Consider the following 22,847-nt stretch of genomic DNA (forward strand, 5'->3'; position numbering starts at 1 on the left):
ACGACTACCCAAGTAACCGAACGAGCGACCCACCGTATCGAACTCGACCGCCTCCCGCTGGAGAGGGAGAACGTGCGTCCTTCCTGCGCACCGTTGCGACCGACCCGCGCCGGCCGTCCCGCCGGCGCGCACTCGATTTCCGACCGACTGTACCCGTTACCCGCCGGTGTCGACACCTATCGGGACGTTTAACCCCGAGTCCGACGGGCGTTCGAACATGAAGGCCACCGCCAAGGCCCACCCGATTCAGGGCCTCGTGAAGTATCACGGGATGCGAGACACGGAGCGACGGATGCCGTACCACGACAGCATCAGCGTCTGCACGGCCCCGAGCCACACGAAGACGACCGTCGAATTCCTCCCCGACGCCGACGAAGACGTCTACGTCATCGGCGGCGAGGAAGTCGAGGGCCGGGGCGCGGAGCGCATCCGCGCCGTCGTCGACCGGGTCCGCGAGCTGGCCGACTTCGACCACCGCGTCCGCCTCGAAAGCGAGAACTCCTTCCCCTCGAACATCGGGTTCGGTTCGTCGGCGTCCGGGTTCGCCGCGGCCGCGATGGCGCTCGCCGAGGCGGCCGACCTCGACATGACGCATCCCGAAGTCTCGACCATCGCCCGCCGCGGGTCGGCGTCCGCCGCCCGCGCCGTCACGGGCGCGGTCTCGCACCTCTACTCGGGGATGAACGACACCGACTGCCGCTCCGAGCGCATCGAGACCGACCTCGAAGACGACCTGCGCATCGTCGCCGCGCACGTCCCCGCCTACAAGGAGACCGAGCAGGCCCACGCCGAGGCCGCCGACAGCCACATGTTCCAGGCCCGGATGGCCCACATCCACGCCCAGATAGACGACATGCGCGACGCGCTGTACGACGCCGACTTCGACGCCGCCTTCGAACTCGCCGAGCACGACTCGCTGTCGCTCGCGGCGACGACGATGACCGGGCCCGCCGGCTGGGTCTACTGGCAGCCGCGCACCATCGCCGTCTTCAACGCCGTCCGCAGGCTCCGGAACGAAGAGGACGTGCCGGTCTACTTCTCGACCGACACCGGCGCGAGCGTCTACGTCAACACCACCGAGGAACACGTCGACCGCGTCGAGGAAGCCGTCGCCGACTGCGGCGTCGAAACCGACGTGTGGGGCGTCGGCGGCCCCGCCGAAGTGCTCGACGAGTCCGAAGCGCTGTTCTGAGCGTCCGACCGACCGCCGCGTACCGCGACCGCCGTCACCCTCTTTTTGCTCGCGCCCGACGAGACAGCCATGCGTGTCCTGGTTCTCGGTGCCGGGTACGCGGGCCTCACGCTCGCCCGCGACCTCGAACGCCGACTCCCCGTCGACGCCGACCTGACCGTGGTGAACGACTCCCCGCACCACCTCGTCCAACACGAAGTCCACCGCGCGATTCGACGGCCGGCGGTCGCCGACGCGATTCAGGTCCCCCTCGACGAGGCGCTCGACCGCGCCGAGGTCGTCGTCGACCGCGTGACGGGCGTCGACCGCGACGCGCGGACCGTCGAACTCGCCGAGGGCGACGCGCTCGACTACGACTACTGCGCGGTCTGTCTGGGCGCGGAGACCGCCTACTACGGCATCCCCGGCCTCGAAGCCCACTCGGTCCCGCTGAAGCGCGTCGCCGACGCCGAAACCATCCGCAAGCGGTTCTTCGACGACTGCGACGAGGGCGGGACCGTCGTCGTCGGCGGCGCGGGGCTGTCGGGCGTGCAGGTCGCGGGCGAACTCGCCGCGCTCCGCGACGAGGAGGGCGCGCACGCCGACGTCGTCCTCGTGGAGCAACTGGACGCCGTCGCGCCGTCGTTCGCCGAGCCGTTCCAGCGGGCGGTCCGCGACGAACTCCTCGACAGGGGCGTCGAGATTCGGACCGAGACGACCGTCGAGTCGGTGACGGACGCGACCGTCGCGACCGACACCGGCGACCTCGACTACGACCTCCTGGTCTGGACCGGCGGCATCGCCGGCGACGACGCGATGGGCGGCGAGCGACCCCCCGTCAGGGCCGACCTCCGGCTCGACCGGCGGACGTTCGTCGTCGGCGACGCGGCCCGCGCGGTCGACGCCGACGGCGAGCCGGTCCCCGCGAGCGCCTCCGCGGCCCTCCGCGAGGCGAAAACCGTCGCCGGCAACGTCGCGGCGCAGGTCGAATTCGAACTCGACGGCGACGGGAACGACTTCGCGCCGCGGCCCGACCCCTACCGGTTCGAAGTGCCCGGCTGGATCGTCTCGGTCGGCGACGGCGCGGTCGCGCAGGTCGGCCCGAGCATCTTCCGCGGGAAGGCCGCGAAGGCGATGAAAGCCACCGTCGGAGCCGGTCATCTCACCTCGGTCGGCGCGATTTCGCGGGCGGTCGACCTCGTCGACGAGGAACTGCACGCCTGACGCCGCCCCCGGTGGAAGCGCTCCCGCAGTCCGGCGGTTCCCCTGAGAAGTTCTTTATCCGATGGCGGAGTATCGCCGTCCATAGTCAACGATGCCGGGCACCATCTCCGAGACGACGCCTCCGAGGGCACCGCTCGAACCGTGACTGACGAGCGAGGCGCCCGATGAACTGGCAGCACACCGCCTACGCCTACCCGATGGTCTTCGCGGCGGTGGTCGCCGGCGTCCTCTCCGCCTACGCCGTCCAGTTCGTCCGCCGCCGCGGGCGGAACCCGACCGTCGTCTCGTTCGCCGTGCTGACGGCCGCCGTCGCCTTCTGGACCGCGACGACGGCGGTCAAGCTGTTCCTCGTCGACCCCGGCGCGAAACTGCTGGCGTACAAGCTCCTCCACGTCGGGGCGATGACGGCCGCGCCGACGTTCTTCGTCTTCGCCCTCGCGTACACCGACCGCCGGGAGCTGCTCGACCGCCACGTGGTGGCGTCGCTGTACGTCGTTCCCGCGGTGTTCCTCGCCGTCCTCTTTGTCAACCCGCTGGAACTGGGTTACACCGGCTGGGAGCTGTCGACCGTCGACGGCGTGGCCGTACTCTCCGTCGCCGACGGCCCGGTGAGCGTGTTCGGCCTCGTCTACGGGTTCGTCCTGCTGTTTCTCGGACTCGGCATCATCGGTCAGTACGCGCTCGAACTCGACCGCCCCTACCGGACGCAGGCGACGCTCCTCATCGTCGGGATGCTCGTTCCGTCGGTCGTCGCCGCGCTCGAACTCACCCACACCCCGCCGCTCGCCGGGGGCGTCAACCTCATCCCCGCCTCGCTCGCGGTCCCCTCGGTGACGTTCGGCATCGCCGTCTACCGCTACAAGCTCCTCGACATCCTCCCGCTCGCCTACGCGACCGCCGGCGCGCACTCGGCTGACGGCCTCGTCGTCCTCGACGCCGACGGGGTCGTCGTCCACGTCAACGACCACGTCCGGCCGCTGTTGGGAACCGGCGACCCCCTCCTCGGTCGTCCGGCGAGCGAGGCCCTCCCGAACTACGGCGACCTCGACGACGACCTCGACGGCGAGCACTCGTCGTGCGACGTGCTCGTCGAGGGCGAGCGCTACGTCGAACTGACGCGCATCCCGCTCGACCGCGCCGGCGACCCCCTCGGGTGGGTGGTCTCGGTCCGGGACGTGACGCCCCGGAAGCACTACGAACTCGCCCTGGAGTCGAGAAACGACGAACTGGAGGTGCTGAACCGAATCGTCCGCCACGACATCCGAAACGACATGCAGCTCGTGACGGCGTACATCGACATCGTCCTCGAACACGAGCCGCTGTCCGACGAGGCGCGGTCGCAGTTGGAGACCGCGCTCCGGCGGGCGCTCAACACCGTCGACCTCACCGACGTGCTCGGACAGCTGATGCGCGCGACGAACGACGACGAGCGCCGTCGTCACCTCGACGTCGGCGCCACGCTCCGGGAGGCCGTCGAAGACGTTCGCGAGGGGCACCCGAACGCGACGTTCGCGGTCGCCGACCTCCCGTCCGCGACGGTGTCCGCCAACGACCTGCTCGACTCCGTGTTCGTGAACGTCCTGAAGAACGCGGTCGTCCACAGCGACCGCGACGAGCCGTCGGTCGCCGTCTCGGCGGCGGCGGACGACGGGCGCGTCACCGTCCGCATCGCCGACGACGGCCCCGGAATCTCCGACGAACAAAAGTCGGTCGTCTTCGGGAAGGGCGCGAAAGGGTTAGAGAGCCCCGGCACCGGAACGGGACTGTACCTCGTCGAGACAATCGTCACCAACTTCGGCGGCACCGTGCATATCGAGGACAACGAACCCCGGGGGAGCGTATTCGTCATCGAACTCCCGCTCGCGGCCGTCGAGGCCGCGGACCGACCCGACTCGGTCGACTGACTGAGCCCCCCGGGCGCGGCCGACGCCACGTCCGTCGAATCAACTCGCCGCACGTTTCCCGCTGTGTGACAACTGTTATCGGCCATGTATGTGATTATCAATCATGGACTATTCGCTCTCTGACGAACAGCGGGCCATCCGCGAGGAGGTCCGGCGGTTCGCCGAAAACGAGGTCGCACCGGTCGCGGGCGAGTACGACGAGGCGGAGACGTATCCCGCGGAGGTCGTCCGCAAGGCGTCGGAGATGGGACTAACGGGGGCGCACTTCCCCGTCGAGTACGGCGGCGTCGGCTACTCCTCGCTGGAGAACGCCCTCGTCACAGAGGAACTGTTCGCGGTCGACCCCGGTATCGGGCTCTGCATCACGAGCGCCGGGTTCGGCGCGGAGGCCATCATCAGCTTCGGCACCGACGACCAGAAAGAGCGCTTCCTGCCGCCGATTACGGAGGGCGAGTCCGTCATGGGCGCGGCCATCAGCGAACCGCAGGCGGGCTCAGACGTGACCTCGGTTCGCACCCGCGCCGAGAAGGACGGCGACGAGTGGGTGATAAACGGCACCAAGATGTGGATAACGAACGGGAGCGTCGGCGACTACTTCGTCGTCATGTGCCAGACCGACCCCGACGCGGACGACCGCTACGCGGGCTTCTCACAGCTCATCGTCGAGGCCGACCGCGACGGCTTCTCCGCCGACAAGATAACGGGGAAGATGGGTATCCGCGCCAGCGACACGGCCGAACTCGTCTTCGACGACGTGCGCGTGCCCGAGGAGAACCTCGTCGGCACCGAGGGAATGGGCTTCCTCCAGCTCATGCAGTTTTTCGACGAGACGCGGACCGCGGTGGCCGCGCAGGCGGTCGGCATCGCGAAGGGGGCCTGCGAGCGGGCGCTCGACTACGCCAAAGAGCGCGAGCAGTTCGGCCGCCCCATCGGCGACTTTCAGGCGATTCAACACAAGCTCGCGGAGATGCACACCGCGACCGAGGCCGCCCGGCAGTTGACCTACAAGTCGGCGTGGAGCGTCGACAACGACGAGGGCCAACTGACCGCGCTCGCGTCGATGGCCAAGGAGTTCGCCTCGAACGTCGCCACCGACGTGGCCGACGAGGCCGTCCAGATTCACGGCGGGGCCGGCTTCGTCAACGACCACGACGTCGAACGGCTCTACCGCGACGCGAAAATCACGCAGATTTACGAGGGGACCACGGAGATTCAGAAGAACATCATCGCCCGCGAGCTGCTCGGTAAGGGCTTCTGAGGCCCGCTGGCGGCAAGCTATCGACCCGTCGTCTCCCTCCGCCGACCGCCCCGACTCGTCGTCGCCGCGGACGGCGTCGCTCGTGGACGAAGTTTTATCGCCGCCGCGCCAAGGGAGCGTGTGGCACCGTTCGACGCGATTCTCTTCGACCTCGACAACACGCTCTGTACGAACGACCAGAGCGGCGAGACCATCTACGCCGGCGCGTTCGACGCCGCCGGCATCGACCGCTTCGGCGAGCCGTCGGACCTCTGGACCGCGCTCGACGGCCCGCCGGACCACGACGACCACGAGGCCTACCTCGCCGACGGCTTCGAGCGCGTCGCCGCGAAGCACGACCGCGAGGGAGTCGACGTTCGGGCGCTCGCCCGCGGGTTCGTCCAGACGGTCGACTACTCGGCCGTCTCGTTCCGACCGGGTGCCGAGGGGGCGCTCGCCGCCGCCCGGGACCACGCGCGGGTCGGTCTCGTCACCAACGGCCCCGAGCGGCGGCAGTCCGTCAAGCTCGACGCGCTTGGCATCGCCGACGCGTTCGACGCGGTCGTCTTCGCGGGCGACATGCCGCGGCGAAAGCCTCACCCAGACCCGTTCGACCGGGCGCTCGACGCCCTCGACGCCGAGGCGGACGCGAGCCTCCACGTCGGCGACTCGCTGGAGTTCGACGTAGACGGTGCCCACCGCGCCGGCCTCGACGCCGCGTGGTGTCCGGTCGAGGCGGAGGTCGCTGACGCGGCCGGTCCCGACGCCGAGTCGTACGCCCCGGCGTACGTCCTCCGGTCGCTCTCCGAGTTCTCGGCGATTCTCGACGGCGGACCGTGACGACCTCCTACGGTCGGCCGCGCGGGAGCCGTCCGCTGCACCTTTGTTCGCGTCGCCCCTAGAGTGGCTCCATGGACCCCGTCGCAACCGTGCTCGCCCGCGAGTTCCCCGAGCGACGCGTCGCGACGACCGCACGCGTCCCGAACGGAAACCACAAGCGGACCGCGGTCGCGACGTTCGCCGACGGCGGCGAGGTCGTCGTCCAGACGGCGGCCGACGCCGCGGCGCTGACCCTCGAAGCCGCCCTCTCCCGGGCGGTCCGCGAGCGCACGACGATTCCGGTCCCCCGCGTCCTCGCGTCGGGCGCAGTCGACGGGTTCGGGTACGTCGTCGCAGCGCGCGCCGCCGGCGACGAACTCCACGAGCGGTTCGTCTCGCTCGATTCGGCGACCCAACGCCGCGTGGCACGGTCGTTCGGCGTCGGCCTCGGCCAGCTTCACGAAGCGTTCTCTTTCGGAGGGTACGGTCGGCTCGGACGGTCGGCACCCGGGAGGCCGCGGGCCGACGGCGGCGATGCTTCCGACTCGCTGACCGACCGCGGATTCGACGCCGTGAGCGCCGCCGACGCCGACTGGGAGGCGTGGTTCTCCGCCTACGTCCGGGAAGGAATCGCGGCGCTCTCGCCGGCGTTCGACGGGGTTCGAAGCCGGCTGGAGGAGGTCGCCGCGGCCGCCTCGCTCCCCGCGAACCCGCCGTCGAACCTCTACCCGTGGGACTTCCGGCCGGGGAACGCGCTCGTCGCCGACGGCCGCGTGACCGCCGTCCTCGACTGGGGACAGCCGATGGCCGCCGCGCCGGGCCTCGCCGTCGCCAAGGTCGAACACCTCGTCGCCGACTGGTACGTCGAAGACGGCGCGCCGCTCCGCCGGGCGTTCCGCGCGGGCTACGAGTCGGTCCGGCCGCTCCCGTCGGTACCACGCGCCTATCAGGTCGCCGCTGTCGTCCACTCGGCGGTCGATTCGACGGGAGAAGTCACCCGTCCCGGCTATCCCGAGCGAACCGGGACGGCGGCGGTCGACTTCCACCTGACTCGGCTCGACGCGCTGTTGTAACCCCGCTCGGAGTCGGTGCCGTCGGCTCCATTCGAAGGCGTGCCGCGCCCCGCGGCGACACGAACTACTAATTCGGAGTGCGTGGTAGGGACAAGCATGGTACGAGAAGACGGCAAGCGAAACTTCGTCCTCGTCGAAGACGGCGAGGAGACGAGCGTGTTCAGCGGAACGTATCCCCGGCAGGCGGCGCTGAAGGCCGCTCGGCGGCTCCACCCCGCCCCGAGTCCCGACGACATCGACGGGAAAGCGACGCTCAGGCTCCGCGAGCGCGGGACCGACCGGGTCCACGTCTACGAGGGGTGGGCGTGGACCGAGGAGAAAGGCGACGACGACCCCGAGTGGATGGACGACTACGTCACCCGAGCGAACGTCTCGAAGCAGGGTATCGAGCACCGATAGACGTTAACCGGGGATTCGGCCGGTCTGGAGAACCCCGACTTCGTTTTTTGCGGTTCGTGGGTTACGTGTCGAGTCGGCGGCTCAGCCGCCGGCGTTCGCCGCCTCACCGTGGCCGCCGCGGCCCTCGTCGCCGACCGACTCCGAGCGGTGGAGCCAGTAGAGGACGCCGAACAGGCCGGTGGCGAACACGTTCAACGCGAGTTTGTAGTCCGCCTCGATGCTCACTTCGGCGATTTGGACGCTCTCAGGCGACGGGGTGAGCCCCGCGCCGAGGAAGACGAAGTGGACGACCACGCCCGTCAGGACCGCCGAAACGAATATCATCCCCGAGAGAATCGCCGCGAACTTCGTCCCGTAGTACTCGCGGTAGGCGTCCATGATGGGCGGGACGATGAGGTCCGCGTAGATGTAGCTCAGGACGCTCCCGAACGGCAGGCCGTTCGAGAACAGGACCGCCCCGAACGGGACGTTCCCCACCGAGCAGACGAAGGTGGCGACGCCGATGACGGCCCCGAGGACCGCGGTCCAAAACACGTACACGGGAACGCCGAACGTCGGTCCCGAGAACACCGAGGTCCACACCGACTCGGGGATGAACCCGGCGATGAGGCCGGCGAAGACGAACCCGATGGCGATTTCGTCCCAGAGCATCCCCCACTCCTTCCACTGCTTGTCGGCGAGCGCCTTCCACCCCGACAGCGACGTCGCCTGTTCGCGGACCGTCGTGTTGGCCTCCTCGGGGTCGAAGCTCTCCTTGCACGACTTCGAGCAGAAGTAGAACGTCCGCCCGTCGTGTTCGACCGAGTACTCGGTCTCGTCGGGGTCGACTTCCATCCCGCAGACCGGGTCGCGGACGGTCTCCGAACCCTCGTCTTGGACGTTCTGTCGGGCCTGTTCGACCACCTCGTCGGGCACGAGGTAGACGAAGCCGAACGCCATCAGCCCGATGAGGATGAACCCGCCGAGGATGTCGGCCACGAGGAACTGCCAGCCGAGCAGAATCCAGATGACCGCGCCGATTTCGATGACGAGGTTGGTCGAGGCGAACATGAACGCGCCGAGGGTCGCCGCCGCCGACCCGCCCTTCTTGAACAGGTTCTTCGCGGTGGCGATGGCGCTGTAGGAACACGACGAGGAGACGAAGCCGAACAGCGAGCCGTAGCCGATTTCTCTCGGACCGTGGCCCTCCAGAAGCTCCGAGACCTCCTCGCCCGAGGTCCACGCCTCCACGCCGCCGGCGATTGCGAAGCCGACGACGAGCGCCCACCACGTCACCCACGCCATGGCCGCGGTCGTCGAAAGCGCCTCTCGGGCGCTCTCGACGAGGAACGTCCCCAGCGGCTCCGTGGTCGTGAACACGCCGATGCCGACCGTCGCGAGTGCGATGACCGTGAGTATCGCGTATTCGGTCCGGTCCATGTGGTCGGATATGAGGGGAGCCGTACCTAACTGGATTGTGCCTAGGAGAATCGGGGTTTCGGCGCGGCGCGAGTTTGGGTTGTGAAGTCGAGTCCGCCGTCGATTTTGGAGCGGAAAGCCGAGCGCCGGTGCGACGACTCCGACGACTGCTCGGAAGGTGCGTGATGCGTGCGACGGCGGGCGATTCTCTTGACCCAGAAGATTGTGAACCGCAGTCGCTCACTCCCTTCGCTCCTTGGTTCAACTCCTTCGGCCCAGATTCCGCTCGTCACCAAGTTCCTCGCAAAATCATGGGCGCTGCAGGGGTTCCGTGACCGGGGTATATAAACCACCTCTCGCGTTCGGATATGTCGAACACTCATTGTTCTACCACGGGAGGTGATTCCGCCGCTGTTCGGCCCGCTCACGCTCTCCACGGCGGTCATAGTGCTTATCGAGCACCAAGTCACTCGCGTCGAGGCGGTCAGACACCACCCGACGCGGCACTTCCTCCCGCCGATAGAGCGTAACCACGCCCTTCCGAACGTCGTGGGGAGACCGAGAAGACGGACACGTACTGACGTGGTTCAGCTCCACCGCCTCGCACGTCTCGATGTCTCGATTGTGCGGGCAACCCTGATTCAGCCAGCACGGGCGAGTGACCACGTACACGTCCTGCCGAATCGTACTCGCCGAGACGCGCCCGTGAGAAGTCGTCAGTAGCGGCTTCCGGCCGAACTCGTCGGTCGCGTCGACGCGTGGGCCGTCGATGTACGCCTGTAGCATCGTGCCCACCCGGTCAGACACCGAGTTGAACCGCTCTCCTTTCTCGCCGTTCTTGATGGGCGTGCCCTGGTCGGGTCGGTGCTTGTACTGGACGACCGGCGTCCGGCCGTCGAGGTCGAGGTCACGCAGGTCGAGCCCGCGAATCGCACCCATCCGCGCGCCCGTCTCCCACAGCAACGCGAATTCGACGTGCCGCCGGGAAGCGTAGTGGTAGCGGTGGAGGTATTCGAGGATATCAGTCGCGCGGTCCGGTTCGAGCGTCGAATCACTCACGTCGTCCGTCCCGGACAGCTTCGGCAGCGGCACCCGCTCGTAGAAGTCCTCGGGAACCGCGTGGATGTTCGCCGCGAACCGGAGGAACGCCCGAAGCGTAGTGAGCTGTGATTTGAGCGTGACCGGCGCGATTTCCTCCGGCGTCTCGCCGTCCTCCGCGCCGAAGTTCCCTTCGCGTCTCCAGACGCGGAACTCGTAGAGGTCCCGGCCGTCGAGCTCGGTCAGGTCGTCGACGCCCGCTTCTTCGCACCACTCGACGAACGCGCGGAGTCGGTACTTGTGGGACTTCAACGTCCAGTCCGCGAGTTCGTCCTGGCGGGCCTCCAGGTACATTCGGACCGCGCGAGCAGGTTCGAGCGATTCGAGTCGCTTGCTCATCGAATCACCTCCGAACCGGATTCACTTCCGGCCCATTCGCTACGCTTACAACCGGGGTGCGTTAACTCAATCATGGCTTCCATTGTGAGGCCGCGGTCCGGGTCGAGGGCGCTAACTTTGGTAGGGTGAGCGCCCTCGAAAGGGACCGTCAGCCGGGTAATCCATTCGAGATGTCTACTTAAAGTCCTGAGCCATAGCCGCGGAGTGAAAGTGTACGTTTGAGCGAAAGTGAAACCTATTTTTGTCAGTCTGTCAACAGCCGTCTGTCGTGGGGCTTCAATAGCCCGAGTCGTGTAGGTGAACATGCTTCCGTACCTCGGTTACGGGAGCCACCGCGGGCCAGCGTGGCAGCGCTGGGTCCGCTTCTGACGCCGACTGAACAACAGTCAACATCGCGTGTCGCTTCCGTTGGCCGATAGAACAGATTGTCTGTACTTAATTCTACCTACGCTATCCGTATCTATAGATGAGGTTTACATTTTTACAGGACACTAGTGAATAAGTGAAGTCGGCTTATCGAGATGATAATCACACTCCAGCGTATTCAGAGATGTATGAGAAAGCGGGCAGATTGGTGGGTATTAGCAGATGATATGATTCTGGAGTATATCTCAGACGAAGGAACAGGAACGCCGAAGGTCATCAGCAGAGAGATCGACAAGAGTCAGGGCTACGTGAACCAACGGTGTAGCCTGCTCGAATCGTACGGCCTTCTGACGAAAGTCGCCCGCGGAGTCTACACGCTATCTGAAGCAGGAGAACAGTATCTTTCTGAGAAGTTGGACGCCTCAACGTTAGAGAAAAGCGGGTGAGGTAGCACCCACCACCCTTACCCGTAAAGGGGGCGGGTGGATGGGTGGGAGAAATGTCAGCGGCAAACTAACTATGATTGAGATATTGAATAGACATAATGGCAGATGAAGATGATGAAAAAGTAAAACCGGCACCATATCCAGACACAGACACAGCCGAAAACGATGCTGTGGACTTAATCGAGTACATATTAGACGATTCCGTAAAATCATACATAGACTCTCGGGATAAGGCGCCAAATCACGATGGCTATGTAGAAGTAGTTGACAAAGATAACGCACCAATCGGGAGAATTGTAGTTCAGGTTAAGAAACTCCCCAAGAAAAATCAAGAGAGCGTGAAAAAGCAACTTGATACAAGACATTTGTCATACTGCCACTATTGTATTGAGCCATTCTTCATTTTGTTAGTAGACGTGAACAGAGAAATTGCTTATTGGAAACATATCACAGTAGATTGGTTCAAAGAAAATAACTTGAGTTCGCAATCTTCAAAAGTAGTTCACTTCCAACAAAATCAATCAATAAAGAAGAATGAAAACGGATATGTTGAAGAATGGAAAAGGATACTAAATAATCTGAATGAGTATATTAAAAATTATGAAAAGTATCAAAGTCTAAAACAGAGGTCAAATCCAGCAATCGGGAGAAATAGTCCTGAATTCGGAGAAATACATGCATTTTTAGACAGTTACCATGATCTTTTACAGACAGAATTCGAAATTGTAAAAAGTAAAATATACCCCGATGTATGGAGAGTTGGGTTTGGGAGTATCACGTATGAAGAAAATAGCTTAGAATATACGCTTTATCCAATAGATATAGATGAAAATGACGCACAAATTAGAGACATTGAGAAGTCATGGGATGAGGTACATGACCTAGGTGCAAAAGCAATTTCGGGTTCCCAAATTGATAATCCGCTATCACGCTCTCCAAGTCGTTATGCATACAATGCATTAGAATACACAGTACAAGACCTTATCAGAAACAAAAATCTTGATTATTCCGGCTGTACTTTTCTTGCAGCAGAATATATCTATGACTTTGTAAGTGAATTTCACGAATTACTTGGATTGGATGAGAAAGAGAGTTACTCAACAGAGGAGGTGAGAGATGGTTACTATAGATACCTACAGTATTGGTTATCGGAGAAGATGAGAGGAATTCTTCAAGACCATTCAGTAGGTGAGGTTCACGTCGGGCTCGAGGGTTATCTCAACTTAGACCCTGACAAATCCTATGAGCATGCACACAATGTTGCTGAAAAAAGATTTGAGGAAGAAGAGACCGACCCTCCAAGGCATCGATTAACTTTGAGCGATCATAAACAAAGGTTATTAGAAGAATTCATTGATGTATTGTATGAATCAGATATAGATAAGCTAGAACGCCCATTCTGCGGTCGAGACAAAGACAGTCTAGATTCGGATGTATCGAATATTCTCGCATATTACTCAAACAAATCCGCGATCGAAAACACACGACGATATTATGAAAATTATTATAAAGAATACGAAACGATAGTAGAAAATAATTTTCCCCAGATTTTGGATGAGATATCGACAAAGAACACAAACCATCTTTTGATAATAATGTCGGAAAGTGGAGAAGATGTACTCAGAATGTGGAGCATTAGAACCTATTGGTTAGAAAGTGATGTGGACGATTGGACTGTTGATTGTCACTGGTCTACTGATCCAGAAGTGCCTGAGGAACCTCAATCTGGCCATGATATCACATACAACGGTGTGGAATATCACGCTCCAGTTATCAGCATGGGTGGTGATGAGATACTAAGGACGATCGATAGCGACTATGAGTCTCTATTAGACGATGTGCACGACGAATTGATTAGAAAAGTGAGAACCTACTTCCACGAACAAAAAGTGCCAGTCAAACATACAGATAACTAGAAACCTAGGTATTCAGATTTGAGAAGAATACGATGTTTCTATTCAACTCACCAATATACTATGGAACTCTTGCCGGTCGTTGAATTGCTCCTAAAGCACGTTATTCAGCAAGCTTTCTGCACGGGTAGCTCCTCTGGGTCGGGCTTCCTTAATTTAGGCCAAAAGTCAGTCGCTACTCTTTCTCAGCAAACTCCAGATTCGAGTGTTTGTACGTGTAGAGCCTGATATTCTGGTCGTAGCAGTACGAGGCATACAACGCCGGGTGAATCGTCTTCCAGTTCCCCGGACCTTCGTCGAGGCTGGACGGGAACGCAACGCTGACCGCTTCGCCTTCCATCTCCACACCGTACGCGCCGGTGTTCTGTTCCGGGGGAAGTACCTCCACGACAATCGCAACTGACGCGTCTTTGTCGCCTTTCTTCTTCACTCGGTCGCCGGGCGAAAACGGATTCTTCGGCTTCTGGTTCATGTACGCCGTGTTCGGTCCGAGGTCGATGAGTTCGTTCATCGGTCGGGCCGCAAGGTGATCCAGTTTCTCGGGTTCTTCACCGGAATACTTCTCTTGCGAGGCCGCTTTTGATTTCAGCGTCTCGGTGCGCTCCCAGCCGAGCAGGATGAGACTGTCTTCGTTGTCTCGATGCCAGACCATCACGATGATGTCGTCATCCGGGTCGTTGTCGAGGAGGGTTTCGGGGAGGAATGCGGATACGTCGCGCGAGGTCTTCACGTCAACTTCGTAGCCGAACACTTCGAAGTCATACGACGAGAAACTTTCAGGGTTGCATCGCCGCATCGCTTCTTCGTTCTTCCACTCCCAGAGCTCGACAGGGAGGTATTCGCGGCAGAACTGTTCGAACGCGAGCTCTCCGAGGTTCCCGATTCGCTTTACGTCGAGGTTCTTTCGGTCCTGGACTTTCGCTTGGTGGTTGGCGCGTTCGTAGTCGATTTCGTCCGGGGTATAACGGTACACTGGTTAGTAGAGGAAATGGTAGGGAATTGAATCTTTCTCGAAGTATTAATATCACAGTCTTTGTTGATATTTACAAGTGATTTTAATAGGTATTGTTGAGAAGGATACATATGGCAGGTGACTACTGGTGTGAGGAGTGCCAGAGATGGATTGATAGTGGTGAAGTTACTGAAACCTCTGAAGAAACAAAGCCAGGAGCCCCAATGAGGACGAAGTATGAACACAATCTATGTGGGATGGAGGTTCAAAAAGCACAAACGGAGGACGAAGGCCCGCGATAATCAATTACTATTTTGCAATATTTTGTGAAACTCGCTCCAGTTCTCGAACTGCTCCTGAAACAGGTCGCTCGGCAGGTTCCACGCCCACGGCGCGGCGTCGTCCGGGTCGTACGTCTCCAGCGTCGGTTCGAGGTTCACGAGCGAGCCGCCGAACAGCTCACCATCGGGCGAGTCTGAATCGGCGTCCCAGTCGCGGTAGAACGTCACTTCGTCCTGCGCCTCTTTGTAGAACGACAGCGTCGAGAGCCGTTTCTGTTCGGGATGCACGTCCTTCCCCGTGTGGCTCACCACGCCGACGGACTCGACGCCGAGCTTCGAGAACCGCTTAATCGCGGGCGTCCACTGGGACGCCACTTCGCGGCTGAACGTCCGGGCGTCGAAGTGCGTCGAACCTTCGTCGATAGTGACGGTCTTCGGCCGTTCGCGGTGGGTCAGCAGCACGTCCATCAGGTCGTACATCGACCGCACCACGATGTCCGCGCCGTCCCACGTGCCGACGTTCGAGATGACCAGCAGGTCATCGCCGAAGTGCGCCCGCGCGAGGTCGCCATTCAGCAGGAACATCGTGTTCGTCTTGCCCGTGTTCGGGTTCCCCGCGCCGGTGATGGTCGTGAGACCACCGCCGTTTTCGAGCTCGTCGACGAGCCGAAGCGGCAGCGTCAGCGAACTGGCGTCGAGGTCCTGCTGAGTCACGCCCACCAAGTACGAAAGCGCGGTCGCGTGCGACGACTGCACCGCGCGGGTCGCGGCTTGGGTCCGCAGCGACGAATCCACGAGCCTGCCCAGCGAGGTCTCGGCGAACGAGTCGGCCAGCTCGTCGTCCTCGGTGAGGTCGAGCGAGTTCAGGAACGACAGGTTCGCGTGGTCGCCCTTCGAGACCGGTAGTCCCGCGTGGTCGAGCAGCCGGTGGTCGCCGTCGATGCGCCCGCGCACCTGTTCGTACAACTTCGCCGCCGTCAGCAGTCGTTCGTCGGTCACAGCCGGTCACCCACCTGAATATCGCGGAGGCAACGCCGGCAGAGGTGTCCCTTCGCCGTGGGGTTCCGGGGGAACATCGGCCGTCCGCAGTAGTCGCACTCAGCAGTAGTGTCCGGGTCAGTCACGCGGATTCACCTCCGTCGAGGGGATGCGGGCCGAACTCGCGGGTCGAACTGCCGTCGAGGTCGTGAGCGGAGTCGCGCCCATCTCCGTCACCGTCGGAGCGGTCAGGAGTGAGTTCGTCCGTCCCGTCGTTCCGCGCGTGGTTCCGCACGAGGTACGCCGTCGCCAGCGGCAGCGCCGCCGAGATGAACAGGTGCGTATTCGTCACCGGGTAGTACGACGCCGACACCGAACCGTCCTCGAGGAAGCGCATCGGCACGTCGAGCGCCCGCGGCGGTATCATCAGGATACCGAACCACAGGCCAGCGACGATGCCAACCGACAGCGAGAGGGAGATTATGTACTGTTCGCGCGTCGAAAGTTCGAGTTCGAGTTTCATTCTGATTCACCGTTGGCCGCGTGTTGCTTCCGTCGCTGGTCGAGGTCGGCCAGCGGGTCCGGTGCAGGGTCGCCGTCACCTGGTGCCCACTCGGTCGGGTCCTCGTCGAAGATGGAATCCGAGCCGTCCAGGTCGAAGTCTTCGAGCACGCTATCAATCTCCGAGTGAAGGGCCTCGCCGTCGTCCGGCAGCGCGCCTTTCTCGAACGTCCGCACGACGTGTTTCACGGTCTTGACCGCCGCCGCTCGGACGATAGCGAAGGAGTTGATTTCGAGCGATTCGCCTTTCCGAGCCTTCGGCTCCAACTGTTTCCGATTGTACCGGAGGTATTCGAGCGCCCGCGCCAGCACCGGGTCCGGCAGCGAGCCGACCCACGTCCCGGCGACTTCCCGTGCGTCGAGGTCGACGCCGCGGCCGAACGCGAGGTTCGGCGTCGCCCACCACAGTTGGCCGTCAACGACTGTCCACTCGGACCACCGCGGCGTCGGGCAGGTGTAGACACCCGCGCCGTCGCGCTCGAGCAGGTCGAGGTCAACGAGCCACATCATCTGTGGACCGCCCATCAGGTCGACGGCCTGCCCGCCGACCCAGCGCCCGGCGATGACTGCCGAGAGGCCAGCCGTGAGGCCGATGATTTGGAGCGATCGAGGCACGTGCACGTCGAAGACGAGCACGAGGCCAACGAGCAGCAGCGAGCCAGCCACGGCGAGGTGAACGCCGTAGCGCATCACCCACACGAACGCCGTGACGAGCCGTCCCGCGTCGCGGTCCGGCGCGACCGTCGTCGAGGCCGCGCCCAGTTCTGGTTCGTCGGGAGTTTCCCGCTGAGGCGCAGCTCCGCTTTCGGCGTCGTCGCTCATGCGACACGCTCCATGCCACGGTGGAGGCCGAAGCGCCGCCGGACGATTATCAGGAGCGCACCGAACGACGTGCCGAACGCGCCGCCGATAGCCGCGTCTCGCACGTCTGTTCCGGTGAACGGACCGGCGATAAGCGCCGAGCCGTCCTCGAACCGGATTTCGGTGTACTGTTCGTTTCTGATGCTGGTCGAGGTCGTCAGCGTCACCCGCGGTTCGGGCGACGCGACGCGAATCGTCGAGCGTCCTTTCGGCACGGAGCGACGGACGATGTTACCAGAGGCGACGCCGGCCGAGGTCGAGCCGGTCGGCGCGGTCACCGTCACCAGCCGCGGGGCGTCCGCTTCGAGCGTGATGATGGCGGTGCCATCGCGGTATTCAGCGTCGACGATACGCAGCAGCGGGTCGCCGGCCACGTCGCCGAAGTACGTCGTCTCGTTCTCGTTCGACGACTCCGAAGCCGTGGTCGGAGCCGCGGCTGTCGTCGTCTCTGTCGGAGCAGACGCGTTCGCGGTCTCTTGAGCGACGACTGTACTGGGAACGGCGAGCAGCAGAGCGATGCAACTGACGAGTATGATGGTGTGTATTCGAGTCATACGGGTAGGGGTGGGGCAGGGAGGTTGGCGAGCGTTACAGCAGCGACCCGAGCCAGTCGCCCGACCAGTCGGGCACGCCGAGCAGGTCGAGCAGCAGGTCCGAGCCCATCCCGATGAGGTCGACGCCGATGAACTGGAGCCCAGCGGCGATGATGACCACACCGAGGATGAGCCCGATGGGGAGCTGCTTCAGCAGGAAGACGAACATCCTACTTGTTGCCCTCCCGCTGGATGAGCAGCACCGCCGCCGCGCCGACCAGCAGCGCGCCGCCGATAACTTGCGTGTTCAGTCCTCCAGCCGGGTTTCGACCGCCGTCGGTCGACCCCGCGGTTCCAGCCTCTTGCTCGAACCACTCTCGGAGTTCAAGCAGTTGGTCGAGTTGCGACTGGAGCGCGGTCGCGTTCGTGTCCTCGTAGACGTACTGCTGGGTCGAGGTCGTGTTGACGGCCTCGCCGGTCTGGACGTTGAACGCTTCGACGATAGTGAAGTTCTCACCGTACTCCGAGAGGTCGTAAATCCCGCTGTCGTTCGCGTTCTGGTACGCGAAGTAGAACGTCCCGTTGTAGTCCGCGAACTGGTAGGTCGAGCCGGTGTCCCAGCCAGCGGGGGCGTCCTCGCCGGTGTAGAACATCGTCCCGTTGACGATGGTCGTCCCGTTCTGTCCTTCGACCGCGATGGTGTGCGAGGAGTTGAGGTCGCCCGAGTAGCCAATCGACGCGAGTTGCACGGCCGCGTACGAGTAGTAGCCGGTCGTGTTGAACTCGGTCGACGCTTCCGCTCCGATAGTCGACGGGTCGAGGCGAGCGAGGTCCGTTGAGTCGATATCGCCAGCGGTGTACTGAGCGTAGTAGCCTTCGACAACCTGCGCCATGTTCGCCTGCACCTGCTGTTGTTGGGTGTCGAGGTCTTCGAGCAGGCCGGTGTAGTCGGCACCGTACAGAACACCAGTGTAGTTAGAGGTCGACGGCGACTGAACGGCAAGACCGTCACTCGCAGAGTAGTAGTCACCACCGGTCGACCAGCCGTGAAGCTCGTTCGAGTAGGCGTACAGGTCCGGCGCGAGCGAAGTCTTCGGCAAGACCCCAACTGCAGCGTTCGCGCCGGTTCCGTCACCGCCGACGTTGTGCGGTTGGAGCCAGAATTTCATTGTGACGTTCGTCCCGTTGACGAGCGTGTAGTTCATCTGGTGAACTCCCGTTTGGAATCCATCAGGATTCTCAGCGTACTGACCGGGAATTTGGTATTCGTCGCTGTCACTCGGTTCGTGGAACGCAAAGCCAGTCTCAGTCTGGTTCAGGTACTCCAGTTCCGACATTTTCGCGTTCCAGTCACGGATGATATTGCGCTCAATTTGAGCGTAATACGCCGTCACCGTCTCGTTCGCGCGCTCTTTGGCGAGCGTTTCAGCGGTCCCGTTGTTGATGTCGTTGACGACCTGAATCTTCGCCTTCGAGTAGGCGACCGTTCGGGTGTCCTGTAGGCGGTTTTCGAGCGTCGTGTTGAACGACTCCACGGAGTCATCAACCGCGAGACCGGCCGCGTAGCCGTCGGTCGACGTGATGTTTTCGAGGTCATCGTAGGAGACACCGCCCTGCAAGCAGGCCTCCTTGTCACCACCGAGCAACATCGAAAACGTCTGTTCGAGCAGGTCAGTCGGTCCGCAGTGCTCGTAGTCGACGGTGACCGTCGTCGAGGCCGCAGCGACCGGGCCGGTCGCCGCGGTCGTGACCATCAGCACTACGAAGACGAGTGCGAGCCCGCGTCGAGCGAACTCGCGCATCAGAGACCTCCCGTGATGATGAACGCGGCTGCACCGAGACACGCGGCGAGGTAGCCGAGCGTCGCAGTCGCTTCGAGTCTGGTGAGGCCGAAAGGAAGGGTCATGGTCTGGTTACCTCACAGCGACCGCCCAGCCGACGACCGTAATCAGGAACGCGACTTGCGCGCCCAGCGGGTCGCCCAGTCCGAGCAGGAGATCCTTCAGTTCGGTCACGTACTGCCAGCCGAGGATGACAGCGGGCGACGCGACGATGAACGCCATTTCCCACGGCTCGTAGTGCTCGAGCGACTTCGTCTCGCTGGACATGAACGCAACAGCGTACACGAGAATGCCGCCGAGCGTCGCGTGCTCGCTCGTCAGCGTGTAGTTCGACAGCCACGTGATGGTGATGTCGGAGATGCCGCCGAAGGCGTACAGGCCGGTCGCGACGAACACGACCGACAGCAGCGCCGGGATGGTCCGCAGCATCGCGTAGTCCGACGCGAGGCCGCTGAGACCCTGCGAGTAGCGCGATGCCATTACTCGCCCCTCACGTCGAACACGTGGTACTCGCGTTCTTCCGTCGAGCCGTCGTCGTTCTCGAGTTCGTACGTCCGCGTCTCGGCAGTCTTCTTGACCGCGAGCCAGCTCCCGTTCGAGAGGCCCTTTTTGTCGATGGTCCGGCGAATCTGGCCGTTCGACCAGAACTTCACCCGGTCGCCGAGGTCGCCGCCGCGGGCGAGGTGAATCACGTCGTTTTCGTTCGGTCCCACGTCGTGGTCGATGTCGACGATAACGCCGATGACCGGCTCGTCTACTTCGAACTTGATTTCCTCTACTCCGTCGTCGTAGTCGTCTTCGACTTGCGTTTCTTCGAAGTCGTCGAACGACATTGGTTCAGACGCCATTACACCTAGATATTTTGTTAGTAGGTACTAGCCGTACCTACCAACCGGGTGAAAGTGGAATCACCGGGCAGGGTAGGTTCCTACGTCAGCCCCACACGTCGGCAACCGGCGGGGGTTTCTCTCCGCCAACATCGGGGTATTCGGGCTGACCGCCCGACGCAACGTAGTCTTCGACGTGTTCAAGATTGGCAGCCGTCGCGTCGGCTGTCGGCATGTCCCAGTAGGCGTAGCAGCCCAAGTAGTCGATGTGGCAGTAGAAGTCGGCACTCTCTGGGAGCGTCGATTCTACGCCTGGAGTCACAACGTCGTCGAGGTCGAGGTCATCGACTGTCGCGCCATCGCACGCGAGATGTAGAGAGTCGATAGAGAGCTCTCGAACGGCGTGCCGAACGTCCGGGTCTTGCAGGTGTTCGGGCTTCTCTATCGCTTTCTCGATGTCCCGCGAGATGGACCAGAACCGCCGGCCAGTCGCCCAGTAGAGGCCGAGTTTCCACGTCGCCGCCTTGTCCGCGTACGAATCCGACTCTTTCGCGTCGGCGAACGACTCGGAGGCTTCGAGCAGCGAGCCGAAGGTGGCCGAGAGGTACTTTCCGAGGTACGCGCCAGCCGTCCGGCTTTGCATCTGTTCGTCGCTATCCTCGCCGCTCTCGTCGTCGTAGAACTCGATGAGGTCGTGAGACCGCGCGTTCTTCGCTATCCACTCTTCGCTGTGGTCGTGGTCGCCGTAGCGGTACCAGTCCACGAATCCTTTCGAGACCGGAATCTCGTACTGGTCGCCGTCGTCATCGACGAGCGTTTTGGTGCCGAAGTTCCCAACGTCGTCGAGGTCGTCCCGAAACACGAGCGGGTAGAGGTCGACGATTTGGCCCTGTCCGTAGTCCTTCCACTTTCGTTCCAGCTCCGCTTTGTCTATCAGGAACGGCATCCCGTCGCTCTCGCGGGTCGGAACGTCGAACATCAGCACGTGCAGGTGCGCGTAGCCCTTCTCGGTGAACTCCAGGGCTTTCAGATACGGTGGCCGGTAGCGAGGTCGCCCGGTCACCTTGCCGTCGAGCGCCGGTGTCCAGCTGGGTACGCCATCCTTCCTGGTGTCGTCTTTCGTCGACGGATCGGAATCGAAGTACGAGAGGAGCCGATTGAAGTTCGGGTTTATCGACGAGATACCGTCGTACAGCGAGCGCGGGTCTGGTCGAGTCGGGTCGTCGAACGTGCCGGGGTCCGTCGTCAGCGTCATCAAGACGGCGTTATCGTACTTCTCGTACGCGTGTTCGAGCGCGCTGTTGTAGCGCGCCCACGTCTTTCGGAGTCGTCCCTGGGAGTTGAAGCGGGTGTTGTACGCTTTCGTCATCCGGCGGGTGGTGTCGCCACCACGCCGCCCACAGAAGTGGACGTCGAACAGCAGCTGGTAGTTCTCGATGCGCTTCAGGTACCGATGTAAAGAGTCTTCCAGTAGGTCCCGACCCCAGTCATCGACCTCATTCGCGGTTCTCAGGTAGTTTTCGCAGAAATGCCGGTCGTACAGCAGGTCGTCGCGTTCCCTGGTTGTTTGAGTAATGCCTTCTGATATCAAGTCAAGTAGGCGAATTGTCGGGGTGACCATCGTCATGCCGTCAGACTGGCGTTTTTCGATGAGCTGGGGGTCGTGCCCGTCGAGGTCGTTCAGGAACCGGTAGACGAACTGGTAGTCCGGGTCGCTCCCGTCGAACCGTTCGCATTGCCCGATGTACTGACCCTTGACGCACTCAGAGACGAGCGTCGGCAGGTAAATCCCCTCTGGTGAGGTCGAGATACGCTTTACCAGCCGTACGCGGTCCCGGTCGCGCCCGCGGAGTTCGAGGTCGTCGTCCGGGTCTGCCGGGTCGTACCCGTAGGCCAGCAGGCCGAGGTCGCCCAGGTAATCCACGAGGTAGGCATCTTTACATCGGTCTGGACGGAGCCGAGAGCCCCACACGCCGGCGATTTCGGACGATGAGCGTTTTCCGACGCTCATCTATCTCCCCGAGAGACCGCACGCGCCGCTGGTAAGTCGTGAGCGCCGGGGGCGCGGGTGCCCGCGTTACTCACGCGAACCCCCGTCTGTGCGGATGAAATCGCTCAGACGGCACTGGGCCTTACCGCCACTCGTTCGAGGCCCGCGGCCGCGGGCCTCGTGCGGACCGGCTTCCGGGTCAGGGGCAAGCCCCTGCTTCCGGCCGCTTCGGGCGGACTGGGACCCGCCCTCCGCTGTTCCGGTCCTTGCGGTGGTTTCTGCAGCCAGTTGGTGCGCCCACAGGAGCGAGGTGAGTCGGTGGTCCCGAATCTCGTCCTCGATGGCGGGGATGCGCGCGCAGTCTTTGCACTCGCGCATTTTCGCGGCGCGCTCAGCGTGGTCGACGAGACACCAGGCTTTGCAGCTGCCGCAGACGTAGCGGACGTACCGCCATAGATGTCTCTCGCGACGAACGTGAGACATCTACCATGCACCCCTCTTGGCTTCTAATTTCGCCCGACAGCGGCGACCCGTTGCATGGGAGCTGAGGGAATAATTTTCTCGGTGATTTTGAGAAAACGCCGATTTGGCCGATATCGACGGCGTAGAGCCGTCTCGCGGCTTTTTAATTTCGGC

Annotated in this window: 22 protein-coding genes; 10 read left to right on the forward strand and 12 right to left on the reverse strand. The window is 62.5% G+C overall.

Going from position 1 to position 22,847, the window contains the following annotated elements:
* Positions 1-217: 217 nt before the first annotated feature.
* The 7 genes from mvaD (at position 218) to C5C07_RS07530 (ending at position 7,827) form a co-directional block, all read left to right on the forward strand.
* Positions 218-1,192 carry a phosphomevalonate decarboxylase MvaD gene (gene mvaD, locus C5C07_RS07500; RefSeq protein WP_004977100.1) on the forward strand — a complete coding sequence of 325 codons (975 nt, stop codon included), beginning with the start codon at positions 218-220 and terminating at the stop codon, positions 1,190-1,192.
* 69 nt (positions 1,193-1,261) lie between these two features.
* A complete protein-coding gene (locus C5C07_RS07505; RefSeq protein ID WP_049905214.1) occupies positions 1,262-2,395 on the forward strand; it encodes an NAD(P)/FAD-dependent oxidoreductase in 1,134 nt (377 codons plus the stop codon).
* 164 nt (positions 2,396-2,559) lie between these two features.
* Positions 2,560-4,299, forward strand: a complete 1,740-nt coding sequence (locus C5C07_RS07510; protein ID WP_004977098.1) for a histidine kinase N-terminal 7TM domain-containing protein — start codon at positions 2,560-2,562, stop codon at positions 4,297-4,299.
* Between the two features lie 103 nt (positions 4,300-4,402).
* Positions 4,403-5,557, forward strand: coding sequence for an acyl-CoA dehydrogenase family protein (locus tag C5C07_RS07515; RefSeq protein WP_115804812.1), 1,155 nt, complete (start codon positions 4,403-4,405; stop codon positions 5,555-5,557).
* Positions 5,558-5,677: 120 nt separating this feature from the next.
* Positions 5,678-6,376 carry an HAD family hydrolase gene (locus C5C07_RS07520; RefSeq protein WP_004977096.1) on the forward strand — a complete coding sequence of 233 codons (699 nt, stop codon included), beginning with the start codon at positions 5,678-5,680 and terminating at the stop codon, positions 6,374-6,376.
* Between the two features lie 71 nt (positions 6,377-6,447).
* The gene (locus C5C07_RS07525; protein WP_115804813.1) at positions 6,448-7,428 is read left to right on the forward strand and encodes a phosphotransferase family protein; all 981 of its coding nucleotides are present in this window, start codon (positions 6,448-6,450) and stop codon (positions 7,426-7,428) included.
* A 96-nt stretch (positions 7,429-7,524) separates the two neighbouring features.
* Positions 7,525-7,827 (forward strand): non-histone chromosomal MC1 family protein, encoded by a 303-nt coding sequence (locus C5C07_RS07530; RefSeq protein WP_049968431.1) that lies wholly within the window; start codon positions 7,525-7,527, stop codon positions 7,825-7,827.
* An 81-nt stretch (positions 7,828-7,908) separates the two neighbouring features.
* On the opposite strand, the gene C5C07_RS07535 is transcribed toward C5C07_RS07530, so the two are convergent.
* Both C5C07_RS07535 and C5C07_RS07540 read right to left on the reverse strand, forming a co-directional pair.
* Entirely contained in the window at positions 7,909-9,246 is a 1,338-nt protein-coding gene (locus C5C07_RS07535; RefSeq protein WP_115804814.1) for a permease, read from the reverse strand.
* A 366-nt stretch (positions 9,247-9,612) separates the two neighbouring features.
* The gene (locus C5C07_RS07540; protein ID WP_181950700.1) at positions 9,613-10,662 is read right to left on the reverse strand and encodes a tyrosine-type recombinase/integrase; all 1,050 of its coding nucleotides are present in this window, start codon (positions 10,660-10,662) and stop codon (positions 9,613-9,615) included.
* Between the two features lie 554 nt (positions 10,663-11,216).
* Here C5C07_RS07540 and C5C07_RS07545 point away from each other — a divergent pair.
* The gene (locus C5C07_RS07545; protein ID WP_115804950.1) at positions 11,217-11,474 is read left to right on the forward strand and encodes a hypothetical protein; all 258 of its coding nucleotides are present in this window, start codon (positions 11,217-11,219) and stop codon (positions 11,472-11,474) included.
* Between the two features lie 98 nt (positions 11,475-11,572).
* Positions 11,573-13,390, forward strand: a complete 1,818-nt coding sequence (locus C5C07_RS07550; protein ID WP_115804815.1) for a DUF4365 domain-containing protein — start codon at positions 11,573-11,575, stop codon at positions 13,388-13,390.
* A gap of 172 nt (positions 13,391-13,562) precedes the next feature.
* On the opposite strand, the gene C5C07_RS07555 is transcribed toward C5C07_RS07550, so the two are convergent.
* Positions 13,563-14,360, reverse strand: a complete 798-nt coding sequence (locus C5C07_RS07555) for a hypothetical protein (protein ID WP_115804816.1) — start codon at positions 14,358-14,360, stop codon at positions 13,563-13,565.
* Positions 14,361-14,470: 110 nt separating this feature from the next.
* Here C5C07_RS07555 and C5C07_RS21275 point away from each other — a divergent pair, with 110 nt between their 5' ends.
* Positions 14,471-14,641 (forward strand): hypothetical protein, encoded by a 171-nt coding sequence (locus C5C07_RS21275; protein WP_158546581.1) that lies wholly within the window; start codon positions 14,471-14,473, stop codon positions 14,639-14,641.
* Here C5C07_RS21275 and C5C07_RS07560 read toward each other — a convergent pair whose 3' ends face one another.
* The 9 genes from C5C07_RS07560 to C5C07_RS07595 all read right to left on the reverse strand — a co-directional run bounded on the left by C5C07_RS07560 (position 14,642) and on the right by C5C07_RS07595 (position 22,145).
* Positions 14,642-15,619: a hypothetical protein gene (locus C5C07_RS07560; RefSeq protein ID WP_004043509.1), complete on the reverse strand. Its 978-nt coding sequence runs from the start codon at positions 15,617-15,619 to the stop codon at positions 14,642-14,644.
* A gap of 121 nt (positions 15,620-15,740) precedes the next feature.
* Entirely contained in the window at positions 15,741-16,121 is a 381-nt protein-coding gene (locus C5C07_RS07565; protein WP_115804817.1) for a hypothetical protein, read from the reverse strand.
* Positions 16,118-16,981: a hypothetical protein gene (locus C5C07_RS07570; protein WP_233510296.1), complete on the reverse strand. Its 864-nt coding sequence runs from the start codon at positions 16,979-16,981 to the stop codon at positions 16,118-16,120. Before C5C07_RS07570 ends, C5C07_RS07565 begins: the two co-directional genes overlap by 4 nt.
* Entirely contained in the window at positions 16,978-17,574 is a 597-nt protein-coding gene (locus C5C07_RS07575) for a hypothetical protein (RefSeq protein WP_115804818.1), read from the reverse strand. Before C5C07_RS07575 ends, C5C07_RS07570 begins: the two co-directional genes overlap by 4 nt.
* A 34-nt stretch (positions 17,575-17,608) precedes the next feature.
* Positions 17,609-17,782 (reverse strand): hypothetical protein, encoded by a 174-nt coding sequence (locus tag C5C07_RS21650; protein WP_004977081.1) that lies wholly within the window; start codon positions 17,780-17,782, stop codon positions 17,609-17,611.
* Position 17,783: 1 nt separating this feature from the next.
* Complete coding sequence (locus C5C07_RS07580) at positions 17,784-19,355, reverse strand: hypothetical protein (RefSeq protein WP_115804819.1); 1,572 nt, start codon at positions 19,353-19,355, stop codon at positions 17,784-17,786.
* Between the two features lie 111 nt (positions 19,356-19,466).
* The gene (locus C5C07_RS07585; protein WP_004977079.1) at positions 19,467-19,874 is read right to left on the reverse strand and encodes a hypothetical protein; all 408 of its coding nucleotides are present in this window, start codon (positions 19,872-19,874) and stop codon (positions 19,467-19,469) included.
* Positions 19,874-20,242 carry a hypothetical protein gene (locus tag C5C07_RS07590; RefSeq protein ID WP_233510298.1) on the reverse strand — a complete coding sequence of 123 codons (369 nt, stop codon included), beginning with the start codon at positions 20,240-20,242 and terminating at the stop codon, positions 19,874-19,876. The genes C5C07_RS07585 and C5C07_RS07590 overlap by 1 nt, the downstream gene beginning before the upstream one ends.
* Positions 20,243-20,327: 85 nt before the next feature.
* The gene (locus tag C5C07_RS07595; RefSeq protein ID WP_115804820.1) at positions 20,328-22,145 is read right to left on the reverse strand and encodes a hypothetical protein; all 1,818 of its coding nucleotides are present in this window, start codon (positions 22,143-22,145) and stop codon (positions 20,328-20,330) included.
* Positions 22,146-22,847: the final 702 nt, after the last annotated feature.

The sequence above is a fragment of the Haloferax sp. Atlit-4N genome (genome assembly GCF_003383025.1).
GTDB lineage: Archaea > Halobacteriota > Halobacteria > Halobacteriales > Haloferacaceae > Haloferax > Haloferax gibbonsii.

Excerpts from the sequence above, each read along its gene's own strand:
- mvaD (WP_004977100.1), top strand. The coding sequence starts at position 218 with ATGAAGGCCACCGCCAAGGCCCACCCGATTCAGGGCCTCGTGAAGTAT.
- C5C07_RS07505 (WP_049905214.1), top strand. The coding sequence starts at position 1,262 with ATGCGTGTCCTGGTTCTCGGTGCCGGGTACGCGGGCCTCACGCTCGCC.
- C5C07_RS07510 (WP_004977098.1), top strand. The coding sequence starts at position 2,560 with ATGAACTGGCAGCACACCGCCTACGCCTACCCGATGGTCTTCGCGGCG.
- C5C07_RS07515 (WP_115804812.1), top strand. The coding sequence starts at position 4,403 with ATGGACTATTCGCTCTCTGACGAACAGCGGGCCATCCGCGAGGAGGTC.
- C5C07_RS07525 (WP_115804813.1), top strand. The coding sequence starts at position 6,448 with ATGGACCCCGTCGCAACCGTGCTCGCCCGCGAGTTCCCCGAGCGACGC.
- C5C07_RS07530 (WP_049968431.1), top strand. The coding sequence starts at position 7,525 with ATGGTACGAGAAGACGGCAAGCGAAACTTCGTCCTCGTCGAAGACGGC.
- C5C07_RS07535 (WP_115804814.1), bottom strand. The coding sequence starts at position 9,246 with ATGGACCGGACCGAATACGCGATACTCACGGTCATCGCACTCGCGACG.
- C5C07_RS07540 (WP_181950700.1), bottom strand. The coding sequence starts at position 10,662 with ATGAGCAAGCGACTCGAATCGCTCGAACCTGCTCGCGCGGTCCGAATG.
- C5C07_RS07545 (WP_115804950.1), top strand. The coding sequence starts at position 11,217 with ATGAGAAAGCGGGCAGATTGGTGGGTATTAGCAGATGATATGATTCTG.
- C5C07_RS07550 (WP_115804815.1), top strand. The coding sequence starts at position 11,573 with ATGGCAGATGAAGATGATGAAAAAGTAAAACCGGCACCATATCCAGAC.
- C5C07_RS21275 (WP_158546581.1), top strand. The coding sequence starts at position 14,471 with ATGGCAGGTGACTACTGGTGTGAGGAGTGCCAGAGATGGATTGATAGT.
- C5C07_RS07565 (WP_115804817.1), bottom strand. The coding sequence starts at position 16,121 with ATGAAACTCGAACTCGAACTTTCGACGCGCGAACAGTACATAATCTCC.
- C5C07_RS07570 (WP_233510296.1), bottom strand. The coding sequence starts at position 16,981 with ATGAGCGACGACGCCGAAAGCGGAGCTGCGCCTCAGCGGGAAACTCCC.
- C5C07_RS07575 (WP_115804818.1), bottom strand. The coding sequence starts at position 17,574 with ATGACTCGAATACACACCATCATACTCGTCAGTTGCATCGCTCTGCTG.
- C5C07_RS21650 (WP_004977081.1), bottom strand. The coding sequence starts at position 17,782 with ATGTTCGTCTTCCTGCTGAAGCAGCTCCCCATCGGGCTCATCCTCGGT.
- C5C07_RS07580 (WP_115804819.1), bottom strand. The coding sequence starts at position 19,355 with ATGCGCGAGTTCGCTCGACGCGGGCTCGCACTCGTCTTCGTAGTGCTG.
- C5C07_RS07585 (WP_004977079.1), bottom strand. The coding sequence starts at position 19,874 with ATGGCATCGCGCTACTCGCAGGGTCTCAGCGGCCTCGCGTCGGACTAC.
- C5C07_RS07590 (WP_233510298.1), bottom strand. The coding sequence starts at position 20,242 with ATGGCGTCTGAACCAATGTCGTTCGACGACTTCGAAGAAACGCAAGTC.